This is a genomic window from Kutzneria sp. NPDC052558, from assembly GCF_044547355.1.
GTDB lineage: Bacteria > Actinomycetota > Actinomycetes > Mycobacteriales > Pseudonocardiaceae > Kutzneria.
This window is the reverse complement of record NZ_JBIUAG010000011.1, coordinates 149,306-166,748: the sequence shown is the minus strand read 5'-3', so window position 1 is coordinate 166,748 and position 17,443 is coordinate 149,306. Positions and strand designations below refer to the sequence as shown.

The following is a 17,443-nucleotide window of genomic DNA, read 5'->3' as shown; positions in this document are numbered from 1 at the left end:
AGCCGCGGCCATTTCCGGTCTCACCAGGTGGACACCGGGGTGAGATCGGGGGCGGGCATGTCCGGGTCGAAAGGGAACATCGGGCGCTCGATGCCGCGGTGCCCGAGCCGCAGCAGGTCCTGGTCGACGCCGCCGGGCGTCAGGGCCAGCAGCCAGTCGGCGGCCATCGCGTACAGCTCCGGCTCCAGGTAGCCGATCTTCACGATCACCAGGTCGGCGGCGCGCGGCGACAGCCCGAGGGCCAGGAAGTCGGATTCGAGGTGGTACGGCTTGCGCCGCTCGGTGACGATCACCTTCAGGCCTTGGACGCCGAACACCACCGCTGTCCCGGCCACCGGGTCCTCGGCGTCGACGGCCTCGACGACGGCGTCCAGCAACACCGGACCGCACGGCCCGGAGTCGATGTGCCCGCCGACGGACACCGACACCTTCTGCCCCACGCCGGCCCGCACGGCCGCGGCGGTGGCGGCGGGGTCGACGATCTGGGCGTAGATCGTGGTGCGCTCCAGGACTTCCGGCATCTGGAGCAGTTGGTCGAGGCTCCACGAGGTGTCGCCCGCGCCGCCGGCGGTCGGGTTGTCGCCGGAGTCGCTGAGGAAAAACGGCCGAGCCGGGCTCGCAATCGCTTGCGCCACACACTCGTGCAGGGTTCCGGTCGGGGCGACGAAGGCGAAGTCGTTGCGGGCGTCCCAGTAGGCCTGAGCGAGGCGAGCGGCCTGGGTGGTGATCACGTCGAGGTCGTCGCCGGTGACGACAACCGCCGCCTGGCAACGGGGTTCGTCGGCCCAGGCGTAGCCGACCCAGATCGCGGCGTCGAGAACCCCGGGCAGGGCCTCGACTTCGTCGACCATGGCGTAGACGCTGCGGGCCGGTTCGATGCGGGTGCTGGTCTTCTCCCCCGGCAGCAGCACCGGCACCTGCACCCACGCCTTCAACGGCTTTCCCCCGTGCCGCAAACGTTTCACCAGGTTGCGGACGGCCCGCTCGCGGGTGTCCCACGCGTCGGTGTGCGGGGCCTTGCGGTAGCAGGTGATCAGGTCCAGCGCGCGGGCCAGCCGGCGGGAGACGTTGCCGTGCAGGTCCATCGAGGACGACACGAGAACGTCCGGGCCGATGACCGCGCGGATGCCCTCGATCAGATCGGCCTCGACGTCGACCCGCCCCAGCACGCTCATCGCGCCGTGGATGTCGAAGAACAGCCCGTCCAGCGGGCCGCACGAACGCAGGCGCGCGTAGATCTCCTCCGAGAGGGCGGCGTAGGTCTCCTCGGTCACGGCCCCGCCAGGCAGCGACACCGCGTGCAGCAAGGGAACCCATTCGACGTCGGGAATGTCCAAAAAGGAATAGCGGGCCAGCAGCGAATCCCCGCGGGTGATGCGGAAATCGTCCACAGTGGTCCGGTGCGGCGAGAAGGTGCTGGACTCGATGGCGATGCCGGCGATTCCGATGCGCGTCAACGGGATTCCCCTCTGATTGCCTCGTCCAGGACGGATTCCAGGGCCAGCGAGCCGGCCCCCAGCAGTCCCGCGTCGGCCCCGCCGAGCACGGTGTCGATCCGGAGCCGGCGGGTGGCCAGCGGCAGGCACCGCTCGTACAAAGCGCCGCGAGCGGCGGCGACGAAGGCCTCAGAGCCGGCCAAAGCGCCGCCGAGCAACACGGCGTCGGGATTGGCGAAGTTGACCAGCGTGGCCAGCACCGACCCCAGCAGCCCGCCGGCCCGGCGCACAGCGGTGATCACGGTGGCGTTCGCGTCCTCGGTGGCCGCCAAGACATCGGCCGTGCTGGTCACGCCCAGCTGCGCCACCAGGGCCGCGCCGCTGGCCACGGTTTCCAGGCAGCCGTGGTTGCCACAGCTGCAAGGCCGGTCACCGCCGGCCGGAATGCGCACGTGGCTGATATCGCCCGAGGCCCCGTCGCGGCCACGGTGCAAGCGGCCCTCGACCACCAGCCCCGAGCCGATGCCGGTGCCGGCCTTGACCACCACCAGCGTCTCACCCGGCGCGCCCCGGCGGGCCTGGCCCAGCGCCATCAGATTGGCGTCGTTGTCGATGACCACCGGCACGGGGAACAGGCCGGCCAGCGTCTCGTAGGCCGGAAACCCGCGCCAGCCGGGCATTCGGGACGGCAGGGTCACGGTGCCGGCGACCACGTCGACCGGCCCGGGCAGCCCGACGCCGACCCCGAGCCACCGGCCCGGCGGCGGCGCGGCCGAGGCCAGCTCGTGCACGGCGGCGGATATTTCACCGAGCAGCAAAGCGGGATCGGTGTCGATGCTGATCGGCAGCTCGTGGGTGCTGATCAACGAGCCGGTCATGTCCATCGGCCCGAGGCGCACGTGCCGGGAGCCGATGTCGATGGTCCAGACGTGCCCGAAGTCCGGGTTCACGGTCAGCAGCCGGGGCCGGCGGCCGCCCTGCGAACGCCCTTCCCCTTGCTCCACCAGAACTCCGGCGGACAGCAGGGCCTGCACCCGAAGGTTCACTGTGGACGGTGGCAGGCCGAGCCCGACCGCCAGCTCGTTGCGGGAGGCGGCGCGGCCGGCGGCGACCAGCTCCACCACGCGGGCGGCGCTGGCCTCAAGCCCGTGCATCGTTGACACATTTCTGGCGCAAGTGTCGAGAAACCTCGATCTCCGGCGGTTCACCTGATGGCCGACGTGAGTATAGTCAGCCGAAAAATCCCAGCAAGTGGACTTACAACAGATTTGTTGGAAGTGAGGCGGGATGCGACCAAAGCTCGGCCGGTTGGCCGCAGTGCTGTGCTGTCTTGCGCTCACGGCCTGCGCCGGGGGCCAGGTCCGGCACGGGGGCAGCGGCCCGAACACCGTGAGCTTCGCGCTGCCGCCGTCGGCCACGCCGAACTGGATCCTGCCGCTGGCCATTCCCGGGTACACCGCCAGTTACAACGGCGTAATCCAGTCGGCACTTTTCGTGCCGCTGTACGCCTATGACGGCTCCTCCGGCGAGGTCGGCATGGACCAGCCGGCCAGCGCGGCCGAGCCGCCGGTGTACGCGCCTGACGGCAAGTCGGTCACCATCACGCTCAAACCGCTGACCTGGTCCGACGGCGTGCCGATGACCACCAAGGACGTCCAGTTCTGGCTGGACATGGTGCGTGCGGCCAAGGACGACTGGGGCGCCTACTCCAAGGGCCTGATGCCCGACAATGTCACCGGCTTCCACATCGTCGACGACCACACCTTCACGCTGACGATGGACAAGACCTACAACCCGGGCTGGTTCACCGCCAACCAGCTGGCCATGATCACGCCGCTGCCGCAGCACGCCTGGGCCAAGGATCCCGATCCCCGCAAGGCGTTCGACTACCTGGTGGCGCAGTCCAAGCAGCTCGGGGCGTACCCCACCAATCCACTGTGGAAGGTCGTGGACGGCCCGTTCGCCCTGGAGTCCTTCTCCAGCAGCCAGATCACCCTGGCCAAGAACCCGCGCTACACCGGGCCGGACGCCGCGCACCTGGACAAGGTCACGTTCCTCACCTTCACGAGTTCGGCCGCGGAGTACAACGTGCTGCTGGCCGGCGGCGTCGACTACGGCTACGTGCCGACCACGAACCTGGGCCAGAAGCCGAAACTGGAGTCGCTGGGCTACCGGGTCGAGCCGTGGAACGGCTGGTCCATCACCTACATCCCGTACAACTTCAACAATCCCACGCTGGGCAAGGCCTTCCAGCAGCTCTACCTGCGCCAGGCGATCCAGCACGCGGTGGACCAGAAGGCCATCTCGCAGGTGATCTGGCGCGGCGCCGCCACGCCCGGCTACGGCCCGGTGCCGCAGGACAACGACCCGACCTTCCTGTCCGACATCCAGAAGACCAACCCGTACCCGTTCGACCTCGACGCGTCGAAGAAGCTGCTGGCCGACCACGGCTGGCGGCCAGGCCCGGACGGCGTGCTGGTGTGCCAGGACGAAAACGCTTGCGGCGCAGGAGTGGTCAAGGGCACCCGGCTGTCGATGACGCTGCTGACCGAGTCCGGGTCGGACGAGACCGACGGCACCATGCAGGAGCTCAAGTCCGAGCTGTCCAAGGTCGGCATCGAGATGAGGATCAACGCCCAGCCGCTGAACACCGTGCTGGCCAACGGAACCACCTGCGAGCCGAGCAGCCCGGCCTGTGTCTGGCAGCTGTCCTACTTCGGCACCCAGGGCAGCTGGTACTTCCCGGCCTATCCCAGCGGCGAGCAGCTGTTCGCCTCCGGGGCCAGCGTGAACTTCGGCAACTACCAGGACAAGCCGACCGATGACCTGATCAACGCCGCCACGCTGTCCACCTCGTCGCAGTCCATGGTGGACTACAGCGCCCGGCTGGCCGAGCAGCTGCCGGTGATCTGGATGCCGAACCCGCCCTACCAGGTGTCGGCCATCGACAGCGCGCTCGGCGGCGTGACCCAGGATCCGATGGCCGGGCTGCAGATCCAGCGCTGGTACCGGACGAAGTGAGGCCACGATGACCCGATTCCTGGCCCGCCGCCTGCTGTTGGCGCTGATCGTCGTCTTCCTGGTGACGGTGGTGACCTTCGTGATCCTGCACCTGCTGCCGGGCGGCCCGGCCCGCGGCGTGCTCGGCGTGAAGGCGACGCAGGCGCAGATCGACGCGTTCAACGCCTCCCAGGGCTTCGACCAGCCGATTCCCGTGCAGTACTGGGACTATCTGCTCCGGCTGCTGCACGGCGACCTCGGCGCCTCGTACACACAGAACACCGACGTCAGCACGCTGCTGGCCGAGCGGCTGCCGAAAACCCTGGTGCTGACCGCGACTTCGACCGTGCTGGGCATCATCGTGGCGCTGCCGCTGGGAGTGTGGCAGGCCACCCGGCGCGGCCGGGCCTTCGACGTGGTGACCACCGGGCTGGCCTTCGTGCTGTACGCGACACCGGTGTTCTTCCTGTCGCTGGTGCTGATCATCGTGTTCGCCCAGGTGCTGCCGATCTTCCCGGCGCAGGCGGCGCAGGGCGACACCGTGGCGGCGCTGCTGTCCCAGCCGGCCTCGCTGGTGCTGCCGGTGCTGGCCGGCGCCGGGGCCACCGCGGTGGCCTACAGCCGGTACATGCGGTCGTCCACAGTGGACAACCTGGCCGAGGACTACGTGCGCACGGCCCGGGCCAAGGGCACGCCGGAGCGCACCATCCTGTGGCGGCACGTCTGGCCGAACTCGCTGACCTCGGTGGTGTCGATGATCGGCTACTCGGTGCCGGTGGTGTTCAGCGGCTCGCTGGTGGTGGAGACGATGTTCAACTATCCCGGCGTCGGCCTGCTGTTCTGGAACTCGGCCCGCAACGCCGACTTCCCGGTGCTGCTGGGCGTGGTGCTGGTCATCGCGGTGACCACCGTGCTCGGCTCGCTGCTGGCCGACGTCGTCCAACTGCTGATCGACCCGCGGGTCAGGGTGCCGGGAGCGAAGCCATGACCACGATCGCACTGCCCGCCCGATCAAGACTGCACAGTAACGGATTGGCTCTCACCGGCGCCGTGATCCTGGTGCTGGTGCTGGCCTTCTGCCTGGTCGGGCCGCTGCTGTACCCGACCGACCAGGTGCACACCGCACTGGACGCGTCCCGGCTCTCCCCTGGGCAGCAAGGACATCCGCTCGGCACCGACGAACTCGGCTACGACGTGCTGGGCCGGCTCATGGTGGCCGGCCGGACCTCGCTGGCCATCGGCGTGCTGGCCGGCCTGCTGGCCACGGCCATCGGCGCGGTCTGGGGCGCGCTGGCCGGCTACGCCGGGGGCTGGCTGGACGCGGTGCTGATGCGGATCGTCGACACCGGCGTGGCCATTCCCGCGCTGTTCCTGCTGTTGGTGGCGGCCACGCTGGTGACGCCGTCGATTCCGGTGCTGGCGCTGGTGATCGGCGGCGTGTCGTGGCTGGTGCCGGCGCGGCTGATGCGGGCCGAGGCGGCGACCCTGCGGGAGCGGGACTTCGTCAGGGCGATCACGGTCATGGGCGCCGGCCGGTGGCGGGTGGTGTTCCGGCACCTGCTGCCCAACGCGGTCGGCACGCTGGTGGTGGCCGGCACCTTCCAGATCGCCGACGCGATCCTGCTGGTGGCGTACGTGAGTTTTCTCGGGCTCGGCGTGCCGCCGCCGGCCACGGACTGGGGCGCGATGCTCAGCAAGGGCATCACGTACACCTATGACGGCGCGTGGTGGCTGATCCTGCCGCCCGGCATCGCGATCGTGCTGGTCGTGTGCGCGATCAACTTCGTCGGGGACGGGCTGCGCGACGCGTTGGCGGCGAGGGGGCGGGTATGAGCGAGCTTGTGATCACCGATCTTCGGGTCAGCTACGGCTCCGCCGTCGCCGTGGACGGCCTGTCGGTGTCGGTGGCCAAGGGCGAGATCGTCGCCCTGGTCGGTGAATCCGGCTCCGGCAAGAGCACCGTCGCTCTCGCCGCGCTCGGCCTGCTCCCCCGCTCGGCCCGGGTCGAGGGCGCGATCACGTTGGCCGGCAAGGACGTTCTCGCCGCGAACCCCGAGGAGCTGCGGCAGCTGCGGGGCCGGGGCGCGGGCATGGTGTTCCAGGAGCCGATGACGGCGCTGAACCCGGTGCGCACCATCGGTTTCCAGGTCGCCGAGTCGATCCGCAACCACGATGCCAAGCCTCGCCGGCACAAGCACTACTACGAACGCTGCGTGCAGCTGCTGGAACGGGTCGGCGTGCCGGACGCGCACAGCCGGCTCGGGCAGTACCCGCACCAGCTGTCCGGGGGCCTGCGGCAGCGGGTGCTGATCGCCATCGCCATCGCGGCCGGCCCCGGGCTGATCCTGGCCGACGAGCCGACCACCGCGCTGGACGTGACCGTGCAGCAGCAGATTCTGGACCTGCTACGGGATATTCGCGACACCGAGGGCGCCGGCACGCTGCTGATCACCCACAACCTGGGCGTGGTGGCCGACATCGCCGACCGGGTCCTGGTGCTGCGCAACGGAAAGGTCGTCGAGGAGGCCGACACCGAGACGCTGTTCGCCAGCCCCCAGGCGGCCTACACCCGGCAACTGCTCGCCGCCGTGCCCAGGCTGGGCGACACCGCGCACGAGGAGCAGCCCGAGGCCGAGCAACCCATCCTCAAGCTGGAGGACATCGTTGTCTCCTACCACGGCCGCACTGTCGTGGACGGCGTCTCGCTGCATGTCGGGCCGGGCGAATTCGTCGGCCTGGTCGGCGAATCCGGTTCCGGCAAGACCACCCTGGCCCAGTGCGCGCTCGGGCTGGTGACGCCGAAGTCTGGCGCCATGACAGTTTTCGGCGGCAAGGTGGACCGCGGGGCTCGTCGCCGGCTGGGCGCGGTGTTCCAGGATCCGGCCTCGTCGCTGGACCCGACGATGACCGTGGAGCAGACGATCGCCGAGCCGCTGCTGATCCACACCCGCGCCGGCCGGGCCGAGCGGCGGCGCAAGGTGTCGGAGCTGATGGACGCGGTCGAGCTGCCGCAGTCCCTGCTCGACCGGCGCGGCCACGAGCTGTCCGGCGGGCAGCGGCAGCGGGTCAGCCTGGCCCGGGCCGTGGTGCTGGGCCCGGATCTGCTGATCGCCGACGAGCCGACCAGCGCGTTGGACGTGTCCGTGCAGGCGGCGGTGCTGGACGTGCTGGCCCGGCTGCACCGGGAATTCGGCTTCGGCTGCCTGTTCATCAGCCACGATCTCGCGGTGGTGGACCGGGTCTGCGAACGGGTGGCGGTGCTGCGGGCCGGCCAACTGGTCGAGCAGGGGCCGTGCGCGACCGTGCTGCACACGCCTTCGCATCCCTATACCCAGGCGCTGTTGCTGGCCTCGCCGGTTCCGGATCCGGTGGCGCAGCGGGATCGCCGTCGATTGACTAGCGCCTGACGCGACTGTTGCCGCTACCCGTTGACCTCACGGCGATCCGCCCGGCATGCTCGCAGCAGGGGGCGCCTAGAGGGGAGACACGGGTGTGAGGCGGCCGTCCCCGCGCCTGGACGCGACCTGGCTCGGCGTGAACTTCTGGTCACGCAACGGCGGTCCGCTGATGTGGCGGAGCTACGACCCGGCGCTGGTGCGCGCGGAGCTGGCCACGCTGGCCCGGCACCGGCTCACCGTGACCCGGTCGTTCTGCTACTGGCCCGACTTCCACCCGGAACCGGACCGGATCGACGAGACCCTGGTCGACCGGATGGCCGATTTCCTCGACGCCCACACGGAACTCGGGCTGTCCACCGTGCCGACCTTCCTGGTCGGCCACATGTCCGGGCAGAACTGGGATCCGCCCTGGCGACACGGCCGCGACCTGTACGCCGATGTGGAGATGGTCAGCCGGCAGGCCTGGTTCATCGAGCGGATCACCCGGCGGTTCCACGACCATCCGGCCGTCGCCGCCTGGCTGATCAGCAACGAGATGCCCATCTACGGCCGCTGGCGGGGCGAGCCGCCGGCGCCGCGCGAGCACGTGACGGCGTGGGCGCGGCTGATGGTGCACGCGGTGCGGGCCGGCGGCGCGACCCAGCCGGTGTCGATCGGCGACGGGGCCTGGGGCATCGAGGTGACCGGGCGGGACAACGGCTTCTCGGTGCGGGATCTGGCCCGGTTCACCGACTTCACCGGCCCGCACGTCTATCCCACCGACAACGACCCGGTGCGGCAGAACCTCAACGCCGCGTTCCTGTGCGAGCTGGCCGCGGTCGGCGGGAAACCGGTGGTGCTGGAGGAGTTCGGGCTGTCCGGGGACTGGGCCGGCGATGAGCACGTCGCCGCGTACTACCGGCAGGTCCTGCACACCACGCTGCTGGCCGGCGCGACCGGCTGGCTGGCCTGGAACAACACCGACTTCGACGACCTGGCCGACCAGGACCCCTACCGGCACCATCCGTTCGAGATGCACTTCGGCGTGACCGACTCGGCCGGCCGGCCCAAGGCGGCGTTGCGGGAGCTGGAGAGTTTCGGCCGGACACTGTCCGAACTGGACTTCGACCGGATCAGCCGGGCCGACACCGACGTGGCGCTGGTGGTGTCGTCCTATTTGGAGCGTGGCTACCCGGTGACCGTGGTCGAGGACGACCGGCAGCTGGTGTTCCAGTCGCTGCGGCAGGCCTATGTCGCGGCCAGGGAAGCCGATCTGGCCCCGGGTTTCACCCGGGAGGAGGACGGCCTGGCCGACGACGCGCGGCTGTACCTGCTGCCGTCGACCCGGCAGCTGATGGCCCCGACCTTCCGGCGGCTGGGGGAACTGGCCCGGGCCGGGGCGACCGTGTACCTGTCGTACTGCTCGGGCACGCACGGCGGCAATCGCGGGCCGTGGTTCCCCGGCCTGAACGAGTTCTTCGGCGTACGCGCGGAACTGCGCTACGGGCTGGTCGCGCCGGTGCTCGAGGACATCGTGTCGCTGCGGTTCGTGCAGGACTTCGGCTACCTGCGGGCCGACCAGGTGCTGCGGTTCGACGCCGGCGGCAACGAGCACGGCCGCGCGTACCTGCCGGTCACGCCGACCACCGCCGAGGTGCTGGCCGTCGACGACTACGGACGCCCCGCCCTGCTGCGCAACCGGTTCGGCGCGGGCTGGGCCGTGTTGTGCACGTATCCGTTGGAGTACATGGCCTCCACGCGGGCCGACGTCAATCCCGAGGCCACTTACCGGCTGTACCAGGCGCTCGCGGTGGCCGCCGGGGTGCGGCGGGAGGCCACTGTGGACGATCCGCTGGTGTTCGCCGACGTGCTGGTGCACGAGGACGGCCGCCGGTTCCAGGTGCTGGTCAGCCAGCACGACGGCTCGGTGGAGGTCTCTCCGCTTCGCGTGCGGTGACCGGTCCGCTACGCTCTGGCGGCATGAACGCGTTGGTGTGGCTGGTGTTCGGTCTCGGCTGGACCGCGGTGTTCCTGATCAGTCTGCTGATCGACCGGCGTCGCCTGCGCAACGGCGTGTTCCTGGTGCTGGCCGTGTTCTCCCTCGGCTTCGGCGCGCTGGGCGCGATCGGCTCGCAGGCCCCGCTGGCCGCCGCCATCCCGTTGGTCCTGATCGTGCTGGCCGCGCCGCTGGCCATGGTCGCGCTGACCGTGTTCCTGTTCGTCAACGGTGTCACCATGATCCGGCGCGAGGGGCTGAAGCTGTCCTCGGTGCTGACCACGCTGGCCGGCCTGGTGATCGTCGGCTACCTCGCGCTGGCGCTGTCGGCCGTGGGCACCCGCGACCGGATCCTGCTCTCGGCGATGCTCGGCCTCGGCGGCGTCCTGTTCTACATCTCGTTCGTGTTCTGCTGCTTCCTGGCCTACTCGGTGTTCTACGGCCGGATGCGGCAGCGCCGGGAGGTGGACTTCGTGGTGGTGCTGGGGGCCGGGCTGATCGACGGCAAGGTGACCCGGCTGCTGGGCAGCCGGCTGGACCGCGGCCGGCAGGTGTGGGAGCGGCTGCGCGGCGAGGCGCCGATGATGATCACCTCCGGCGGCCAGGGCCCGGACGAGCCCGGTGTCGGAGGCGCGGGCGATGGCCGACTACCTGATCGACTCCGGCGTGCCGGCGGACGCGATCCTGCTGGAGGACAAGTCCACCACCACGCTGGAGAACCTGACCTTCAGCCGCCGGATCATGCTGGCGCGCAAGCCCGACTACCGCTGCGCCATCGTCACCAGCAACTACCACGTGCTGCGGGCGGCGCTGTTCGCCCGGCGGGCCAAGGTGAACGGCCAGGTGCTGGGCGCGCCGACCGCCCGCTACTTCTGGCCCAACGCCTTCCTGCGCGAGTTCGTGGCCATCCTGGTCGAGCACCGGGTGAAGAACATCGTGCTGTGCCTGATGTTCGGCGCGGTCGGGCTGATCGGCCTTGTCGCGTGACCCGAACGTTGACGTAACGTTCACTATGCGAGTAACGTCCGCTATGTGGCTAGGTTGAGCAGGGCCGAGGCCAAGGCCCGCACCCGCGAGCTGCTGCTGGACGCGGCGGCCCGGGTGTTCGCGCAGAAGGGCTTCGCCGGCGCGTCGGTGGACGAGATCGCCGAGGCGGCCGGCTACTCGATCGGCGCGGTGTACTCCAACTTCGGCGGCAAGGAGCAGCTGTTCGTCGAGCTGCTCAAGGAGCGGGCCAACGACCGGGTCACCCAGGCCGCCGAGATCCTGGCCGACACCGAGCCGGCGCAGGCCAACCGGGCGATGAGCCGGCTGCTGATCGAGGTCGCCGACAAGGACGTCGACTTCGCGCCGCTACAGGCCGAGTTCTGGCTGTACGCGGTGCGCAACCCGGCGCTGATGGAGACCCTGGCCGAGCGGATGCGCGAGCCCCGGGACCTGCTCACCGAGCTGGTCGGCCGGGAGGTGCCCGACGCCGAGCGGGCCGACCAGCTGGCCACCGTCGTCATGGCGCTGTTCCAGGGCCTGGTGCGGCAGCGCCGCATCGACCCGGACAGCGTGCCGGAAGAGCTGTTCGGGCAGGCGCTGCAGTGGCTGTTCCTCGGCGCCGAGGCCGATGAGGAGCGGACATGACCGAACCCTCGTTACTCGCGCTGCTCGACCCGGTCCTGCGCCAGGACCCGTACCCGACCTATCGGCGCTGGCGGGAGACCGCCCCGCTGTCCGGCGGCGGCGGGCAGCCGCTGATGGTGACCCGGCAGCGGGACTGCTCGGACGTGCTGCGGGACGTGCGGTTCGGGCATCTCGAAGCGGAGCAGGCCGGCCAGCTCAACAGCACTCCCCCGGAGCAGCGCAGCTTCCTCGGCATGAACCCGCCGGACCACACCCGGCTGCGCGGCCTGGTGTCCAAGGCGTTCACCCGCAAGGTGGTCGAGCGGCTGACGCCGATGATCACGCGCACCACCGACGAGCTGATCGACGCCGTGCGCGGCGGCGGCGCCGTCAACCTGATGGACGCGATCGCCCGCCCGCTGCCGGTCGCCGTGATCAGCGAGCTGTTCGACGTGCCGGTCGAGGACCGGGACCTGATCGTCACCTGGTCCCACGCCATGGCCCGCGGCCTCGACCCCGACTTCCTCATTCCCGAAGGCGTGCGGGAGCGGCAGTTCCAGGCCCGCGCCGAGTTCCGGGCGTACATGCTGCGGCTGGCCGACAAGCGCCGGGACAACCCGGGCGAGGACCTGCTGTCCGGGCTGGTGCAGGTGCACGACGGCGGCGACGTGCTGTCCGAGTCGGAGCTGCTGACCACCTGCATCCTGCTGCTCATCGCCGGCCACGAGACCACCGTCAACCTGATCGGCAACGGAACCCTGGCGCTGCTGCGTAATTCCTCGCAGCTGGCCCGGCTGCGGGCCGAGCCCGAGCTGGCCGAACGAGCCGTCGAGGAGTTCCTGCGCTACGACCCGCCGGTGCAGTTCACCGCACGGATCGCCTTGCAGGACACCAAGGTCGGCGAGGTCGAGGCGCCGGCCGGCACCAACGCCGTGCTGCTGCTGGGCGCGGCCAACCGGGACCCCGAGCTGTGCGAGGACCCGGAAATCCTGGACATCGGGCGCGAACCGTCGCGGCACCTGGCCTTCGGGCACGGCCCGCACTTCTGCCTCGGCGCGCCGCTGGCCCGGCTGGAGGGTCGGATCGTCTTCCAGGCACTGGCCCGGCTGGACGTGCTGGAGCCGGCCGGCGAGCCCACGTACAACGACAACGTCATCCTGCGGGGCATGAGCGAACTGCCGGTGCGGCTTTAATAGGGCGCATGGTCTTCACGCTGAGCACGCCGCTGCCCGGGGACCCCGCCGTGGGGCGGGTGCTGGTCACCGGGGCCGCCGGGCGGATCGGGTCGGGCTTCCTGCGGCACGCCGCCGACCGGTACCTGCTGCGGGCCAGCGACCTGCCGTCCCGGGCGGTCGAGGCCGACGACTTCGTGCCGGCGGACCTGGTCGACGGCGAGGCCCTGGCCCGGGCCTGCGAGGACGTGGACACCGTCGTGCACCTCGGGGCCGATCCCCGGCTCGATGCCGACTGGGATTCCTTGCTGCCCAACAACATCATCGGCTCCCGGAACCTCTTCGCCGCCGCGGCCGAGGCCGGCTGCCGGCGGGTCGTGTTCGCCTCCTCCGTGCACGCCGTGTCCGGATATCCCGCCGGCAAACAGATTTCCGCCGACGACCACGTCAACCCGGGCAACCTCTACGGCGTGACCAAGGCCTTCGGCGAGGCCCTGGGCCGCTACTACGCCGAGCAGCGGGGCCTGTCGGTGATCGCCCTGCGCATCGGCGCCTTCCACACCGAGGGCACGCAGCCGGATCCCCAGCCGTACAACGACTTCCTGCATCTGGCCGAGACCGATCTGTACCGGATCATCGTGCGCGCCATCGAGGTCCGGGGGGTGCGGTTCGCCGTGGTCAACGCCATCAGCGACCAGGTCGGCGGCCGGCTGGACATGACCGCCACCCGGGAATTGTTGGGATAGGTCCGAATTCGCCCGAAACGAGCACGCCGAAAGTGCTCCGTTCGAGTGGTCCGACACACAAGTTGCCGGCCGCCCCGACAAGCCGGTGTTACCTTGTTTCCCGGCAGGCTCCGCGTGAAACGGACAATGCCAAACCGCACGGGGAGGGGCGGTCCGACCATTTTCGGTCACCACCCGGCATGACGGACTCTCGGCACACGCGCGCGGCCTGACCGGCGGATCGGCGCTGGTCAGCGCGGCGGCCTGGGACGCAGCGTCCGCGCCGGTCGTGAGTCACACAGGCGTGACAGCAAACTCGAATTCGCCGTTGTCATGAGCAATCACATGCCCGCGCGACCCGACAGGGCCGCGCGCGATGAAACGGGTGTGCCCACATGAATGAAAACATCACCGACACGGAAAACAGAAAGCCGAGAACCGGCCGGCGGTGGCTCGCGAGCGCGGCGTGCGTCGCGGCCATGGCCGGCACCGGTGTTCTCCTGGCGGCGTCGCCGGCGTCCGCCGACGCGATCACCACGCACTGCAGCGTCTATCACAGCTGGACCGAATGCCTCGCGTACGACTACACCACGGGCAACTTCGGCCTGTCGGCCTACAACGGATACAGCGTCTCCGAGTACGAGACGCTGTGGTTCACGGTGAACGGCTACGAGTACTCCGAGTCGTTCACCATTCCGTCCCACGACACGCGCGGCTTCAACGTGCACACCGCCCCGGGCTACGCGTGCGAAGGCATCGACAGCGTGTTGTTCTACTGCTGGCAGTACTGAGCCGATCTCACCGGGGAGTCCTCGGTGGCGGAACTCCGGCCGCTGCCTTGGACTCCCCGTGTCTGATCACTGCCAGGGGGTGGACAGCCAGCGGCGGATCTCGGCGTACACGCGGGGATGGCGCAGCAGGGCGGTATGGCTGAGGCCGCCGAGGGTGCGGCGGTCGGCGGGCTGGGTCGGGTCGGCGGCGCTGTTCGGTCGGACGAGCAGGTCGCCGAACAGCCGGCCCGGCCAGCTGGCGGGATCGACGGCGAGGGTGGCGGCCACGAACAACTGCCGCCCCGAGGGCGCCGGCTCGAAGGCGTGACCGTGGCGCAGGTCCTTGATGCCCGAGCTGCGGAGGGTGAACAGCGTGGCCAACGGGGCGGACTCGCGGAACAGGCCCAACGCCCGGCCGACCGCCTCGGCGGCGCGTTCGACGTCGGAGCCCTGGTGCGGGGTGCCGAGACAGACGACATCGCCGAGCACAGCCGCCCAGGCCAGGCCGTCAGCCGACGCGTGGTGGACCGCGGCGCGCGCGACCAGACCGCCCATCGAGTGGCCGATTAGCGAGAGGCGTTCGATCGGAACCGGCCAGTTGTCGGCTACGTCGGCGAGCAGGACCGCCAGCTCACGACCGTTGTCAGCGACCCGGCGGCCGCTGTTGTAACGCACCCGCAGCACGCTCACGCCGAGGTCCTCGGCCAGGCCGCGGCCGAAGTCGACCCCGTCCCCCGCCTGCCACCACTCCTCGTTCTCCACCAGGCCGTGGACCAGCACGACCACGTGCGACGAGGCATCGGGATGGTGTGCGCGCAGCGCGGCCACCGGCACGTCGACGCCGTTGTCGCGCAGGCGCATCGGTGTGGCCAAGGCGGCGTACCGACCGGTGAGCCGATCCCCGACCGCCCCGTTGAGGGCAGCGCCGAGACGCCGTCCCGTGACTGTGCTCTGCAACGGCCGGTAGTGCCGCCCGATGCCGGTGCTGGTGATCGCCAGATCCGCCACCGCGCCGCCGATCGTCAGGCCCGCGTTGACGCAGGCGTAGACGAAGCCGGACAGCGGCCCCGCGCCGGCGATGGCCCGATGGGTCCCGGCGACCACGCCGACCACGCCGCCGGCCGCGTCGAACACCAGCCGCGCGGCGGACGTCAGCTCATCGGCCTGCTCGTCGTCGGCGATACCCGGTCACCTCCGCCGCCCACGGTACGGCCTTCGCGCGGGGAAGGAGGCCTTACGGCCGTCCTTCCCCGCAGCACATCAGGCGGTCAGAGGGAGCGGGCCAGGCGGTCGGCGAGGACCTTGGTGAACTTGGCCGGGTCGGGCAGTTCGCCGCCCTCGGCCAGCAGGGCCATGCCGTAGAGCAGCTCGGCGGTCTCCCCCAGCTCGGTCTCGTGCCCGCCGTCGGCGAACGCGGTGCGCATGCCGGTGACCAGGGGGTGGTCGGGGTTGAGCTCCAGCACCCGCTTGACCGCCGGCACCGGCTGGCCCATGGCCCGGTACATCTTCTCCAGGGTGGGCGTGAGGTCGCCGGAGTCGCCGACCAGGCAGGCGGGCGAGGTGGTGAGGCGGGTGGACAGGCGGACCTGCTTGACGCTGTCGGCCAGGGTGGTGGACAGCCAGCTCAGCAGCGGGGCGAACTCCTCGTTCTCCTCCTTGTCCTTCTCCTCGTCCAGGTCGACCTCGCCCTTGGCCACGGACTGGAAGGTCTTGCCCCGGTAGCCCTCGCCGGCGTCAACCCACATCTCGTCGATGCCGTCGGTGAGGATGAGCACCTCGAGCCCCTTGGCGCGGAAGGCTTCCAGGTGCGGGGAGCTCTCCACGATGGACCGGGAGACGCCGGTCATGTAGTAGATGTGCTCCTGCCCCTCGGGCAGCCGCTCCACGTAGTCGGCCAGCGTGGTCGGCTTCTCCGGGTCGTGGGTGGAGGCGAAGGAGCAGATGTCGAGAATGGTCTCCCGGTTCTCGGCGTCGGAGAGCAGGCCCTCCTTGACCGCGGGGCCGAACTCGCTCCAGAACGTGGCGTACTTCTCGGGCGCGTCGGCCTGCATGGTCTTCACGGTGGACAGCACGCGCTTGACCAGCCGGCGGCGCATCAGCTGGATCTGCCGGTCCTGCTGGAGGATCTCGCGGGACACGTTGAGCGACAGGTCCTGCGCGTCCACGACCCCCTTGACGAAGCGCAGGTACTCGGGCATGAGCGCCTCGCAGTCGTCCATGATGAACACCCGCTTGACGTACAGCTGCACGCCGCGCTTGCGCTCCCGCATGAACAGGTCGTACGGCGCCTTGGACGGCAGGAACAGCAGCGCCTGGTACTCGAAGGTGCCCTCGGCCTTGACGTGGATCGTCTCCAGCGGGTCGTTCCAGTCCCGGCTGATGTGCTTGTAGAACTCGGTGTACTCCTCGGCCGGCACCTCGTCCTTGGACCGGGCCCACAGCGCCTTGCCCGAGTTGATCGTCTCGAACTCGCGCGTGGTCTTGTCCTCGACCTTGCGCTCCACCTCCAGCCGCACCGGCCAGGTGATGAAGTCCGAGTAGCGGGTGACGATCTCCCGCAGCTTCCACTCGGCGGTGTAGTCGTAGAGGTGGTCCTCGGTGTCCTCGGGCTTGAGCTTGAGGATCACCGAGGTGCCCTGCGGGGCGTCCTCGACGGTCTCGATGGTGTACGTGCCCTCGCCGGCCGACTCCCAGCGGGTGCCGGTGTCCTCGCCGGCCTTGCGGGTCAGCAGCGTGACGTGGTCGGCGACCATGAAGCTGGCGTAGAAGCCCACCCCGAACTGGCCGATCAGGTCCTGGGAGGCGGCGGAGTCCTTGGACTCCTTCAGCTTGCGCAGGAACTCGGCCGTGCCGGACTTGGCGATGGTGCCGATGAGCGCGACCACCTCGTCCCGCGACATGCCGATGCCGTTGTCCCGCACCGTGAGCGTGCGCTCGACACGGTCGGTCTCCAGCTCGATGTGCAGGTCGGAGGTGTCCACCGCGAGGTCCTTGTCGCGGTAGCTCTCCAGGCGCAGCTTGTCCAGCGCGTCGGAGGCGTTGGAGATCAGCTCGCGCAGGAACGTGTCCTTGTTCGAGTAGATCGAGTGCACCATGAGCTGGAGCAGCTGGCGCGCCTCGGCCTGGAACTCGAGCGTCTCGACTGGCGTAGTCACCGGGAATCCTTTCGCAGTTCAGCTCCGGCGTCCCGGCGTCGAGCACCGGGCCACCGAACAACGCAGAATACCGGGCCCGCCCCGCCCAGAGGTGTGGGAGGGGGGGGTTGTTGAAAGCGGGGGGGGGGGAACCCCCCGGCCCCCCCCGGGGCCCGGGGAGGGGGGGGGGGGGGGGGGGGGGGGGGGGGGGGGGGGGGGGGC

At 70.2% G+C, this 17,443-nt stretch carries 15 protein-coding genes; 10 read left to right on the top strand and 5 right to left on the bottom strand.

Translation table 11 applies throughout. The annotated features are described in order from the left end of the window. Nucleotides 1–20: 20 nt before the first annotated feature. Together ACIG5F_RS21195 and ACIG5F_RS21190 are read right to left on the bottom strand one after the other, a co-directional pair. Nucleotides 21–1,457 carry a M81 family metallopeptidase gene (locus ACIG5F_RS21195; RefSeq protein ID WP_396519868.1) on the bottom strand — a complete coding sequence of 479 codons (1,437 nt, stop codon included), beginning with the start codon at nucleotides 1,455–1,457 and terminating at the stop codon, nucleotides 21–23. Beyond that, nucleotides 1,454–2,590 carry an ROK family protein gene (locus tag ACIG5F_RS21190; protein WP_396519866.1) on the bottom strand — a complete coding sequence of 379 codons (1,137 nt, stop codon included), beginning with the start codon at nucleotides 2,588–2,590 and terminating at the stop codon, nucleotides 1,454–1,456. Before ACIG5F_RS21190 ends, ACIG5F_RS21195 begins: the two co-directional genes overlap by 4 nt. A gap of 133 nt (nucleotides 2,591–2,723) precedes the next feature. Between ACIG5F_RS21190 and ACIG5F_RS21185 the strand changes: the two genes are divergently transcribed. The 5 genes from ACIG5F_RS21185 (at nucleotide 2,724) to ACIG5F_RS21165 (ending at nucleotide 9,770) form a co-directional block, all read left to right on the top strand. Beyond that, nucleotides 2,724–4,457: an ABC transporter substrate-binding protein gene (locus tag ACIG5F_RS21185; RefSeq protein ID WP_396519865.1), complete on the top strand. Its 1,734-nt coding sequence runs from the start codon at nucleotides 2,724–2,726 to the stop codon at nucleotides 4,455–4,457. Nucleotides 4,458–4,464: 7 nt separating this feature from the next. Then, nucleotides 4,465–5,424, top strand: coding sequence for an ABC transporter permease (locus ACIG5F_RS21180; RefSeq protein ID WP_396519863.1), 960 nt, complete (start codon nucleotides 4,465–4,467; stop codon nucleotides 5,422–5,424). Then, the gene (locus ACIG5F_RS21175) at nucleotides 5,421–6,269 is read left to right on the top strand and encodes an ABC transporter permease (protein ID WP_396519861.1); all 849 of its coding nucleotides are present in this window, start codon (nucleotides 5,421–5,423) and stop codon (nucleotides 6,267–6,269) included. The genes ACIG5F_RS21180 and ACIG5F_RS21175 overlap by 4 nt, the downstream gene beginning before the upstream one ends. Further along, the gene (locus ACIG5F_RS21170) at nucleotides 6,266–7,843 is read left to right on the top strand and encodes a dipeptide ABC transporter ATP-binding protein (protein WP_396519859.1); all 1,578 of its coding nucleotides are present in this window, start codon (nucleotides 6,266–6,268) and stop codon (nucleotides 7,841–7,843) included. Before ACIG5F_RS21175 ends, ACIG5F_RS21170 begins: the two co-directional genes overlap by 4 nt. Before the next feature lie 85 nt (nucleotides 7,844–7,928). After that, entirely contained in the window at nucleotides 7,929–9,770 is a 1,842-nt protein-coding gene (locus ACIG5F_RS21165) for a cellulase family glycosylhydrolase (protein WP_396519857.1), read from the top strand. A 475-nt stretch (nucleotides 9,771–10,245) separates the two neighbouring features. Here the strand turns inward: ACIG5F_RS21165 and ACIG5F_RS21160 are convergent, their stop codons facing one another. Continuing rightward, entirely contained in the window at nucleotides 10,246–10,401 is a 156-nt protein-coding gene (locus ACIG5F_RS21160; RefSeq protein WP_396519855.1) for a hypothetical protein, read from the bottom strand. Between the two features lie 29 nt (nucleotides 10,402–10,430). On the opposite strand from ACIG5F_RS21160, the gene ACIG5F_RS21155 reads away from it, so the two are divergent. From ACIG5F_RS21155 to ACIG5F_RS21135, 5 genes are all read left to right on the top strand, one after another. Continuing rightward, nucleotides 10,431–10,796 (top strand): YdcF family protein, encoded by a 366-nt coding sequence (locus ACIG5F_RS21155; protein WP_396519853.1) that lies wholly within the window; start codon nucleotides 10,431–10,433, stop codon nucleotides 10,794–10,796. A 45-nt stretch (nucleotides 10,797–10,841) separates the two neighbouring features. After that, on the top strand, nucleotides 10,842–11,441 hold the full coding sequence (locus ACIG5F_RS21150; RefSeq protein WP_396519852.1) for a TetR/AcrR family transcriptional regulator: 600 nt from the start codon (nucleotides 10,842–10,844) through the stop codon (nucleotides 11,439–11,441). Beyond that, on the top strand, nucleotides 11,438–12,613 hold the full coding sequence (locus tag ACIG5F_RS21145) for a cytochrome P450 (protein WP_396519850.1): 1,176 nt from the start codon (nucleotides 11,438–11,440) through the stop codon (nucleotides 12,611–12,613). Before ACIG5F_RS21150 ends, ACIG5F_RS21145 begins: the two co-directional genes overlap by 4 nt. An 8-nt stretch (nucleotides 12,614–12,621) precedes the next feature. Further along, nucleotides 12,622–13,338 (top strand): NAD-dependent epimerase/dehydratase family protein, encoded by a 717-nt coding sequence (locus ACIG5F_RS21140; protein WP_396519848.1) that lies wholly within the window; start codon nucleotides 12,622–12,624, stop codon nucleotides 13,336–13,338. 374 nt (nucleotides 13,339–13,712) lie between these two features. Further along, complete coding sequence (locus ACIG5F_RS21135) at nucleotides 13,713–14,108, top strand: hypothetical protein (protein WP_396519846.1); 396 nt, start codon at nucleotides 13,713–13,715, stop codon at nucleotides 14,106–14,108. Nucleotides 14,109–14,174: 66 nt separating this feature from the next. On the opposite strand, the gene ACIG5F_RS21130 is transcribed toward ACIG5F_RS21135, so the two are convergent. Together ACIG5F_RS21130 and htpG are read right to left on the bottom strand one after the other, a co-directional pair. Further along, nucleotides 14,175–15,221, bottom strand: coding sequence for an esterase/lipase family protein (locus tag ACIG5F_RS21130; protein ID WP_396519844.1), 1,047 nt, complete (start codon nucleotides 15,219–15,221; stop codon nucleotides 14,175–14,177). A gap of 134 nt (nucleotides 15,222–15,355) precedes the next feature. Next, nucleotides 15,356–17,242, bottom strand: a complete 1,887-nt coding sequence (htpG, locus tag ACIG5F_RS21125) for a molecular chaperone HtpG (protein ID WP_396519842.1) — start codon at nucleotides 17,240–17,242, stop codon at nucleotides 15,356–15,358. Nucleotides 17,243–17,443 lie beyond the last annotated feature (201 nt).

What these genes read in the sequence shown, in the direction of transcription:
- ACIG5F_RS21190 (WP_396519866.1), bottom strand. Translation starts at nt 2,590, where the DNA reads ATGCACGGGCTTGAGGCCAGCGCCGCCCGCGTGGTGGAGCTGGTCGCC.
- ACIG5F_RS21185 (WP_396519865.1), top strand. Translation starts at nt 2,724, where the DNA reads ATGCGACCAAAGCTCGGCCGGTTGGCCGCAGTGCTGTGCTGTCTTGCG.
- ACIG5F_RS21180 (WP_396519863.1), top strand. Translation starts at nt 4,465, where the DNA reads ATGACCCGATTCCTGGCCCGCCGCCTGCTGTTGGCGCTGATCGTCGTC.
- ACIG5F_RS21175 (WP_396519861.1), top strand. Translation starts at nt 5,421, where the DNA reads ATGACCACGATCGCACTGCCCGCCCGATCAAGACTGCACAGTAACGGA.
- ACIG5F_RS21170 (WP_396519859.1), top strand. Translation starts at nt 6,266, where the DNA reads ATGAGCGAGCTTGTGATCACCGATCTTCGGGTCAGCTACGGCTCCGCC.
- ACIG5F_RS21145 (WP_396519850.1), top strand. Translation starts at nt 11,438, where the DNA reads ATGACCGAACCCTCGTTACTCGCGCTGCTCGACCCGGTCCTGCGCCAG.
- ACIG5F_RS21140 (WP_396519848.1), top strand. Translation starts at nt 12,622, where the DNA reads ATGGTCTTCACGCTGAGCACGCCGCTGCCCGGGGACCCCGCCGTGGGG.
- ACIG5F_RS21135 (WP_396519846.1), top strand. Translation starts at nt 13,713, where the DNA reads ATGAATGAAAACATCACCGACACGGAAAACAGAAAGCCGAGAACCGGC.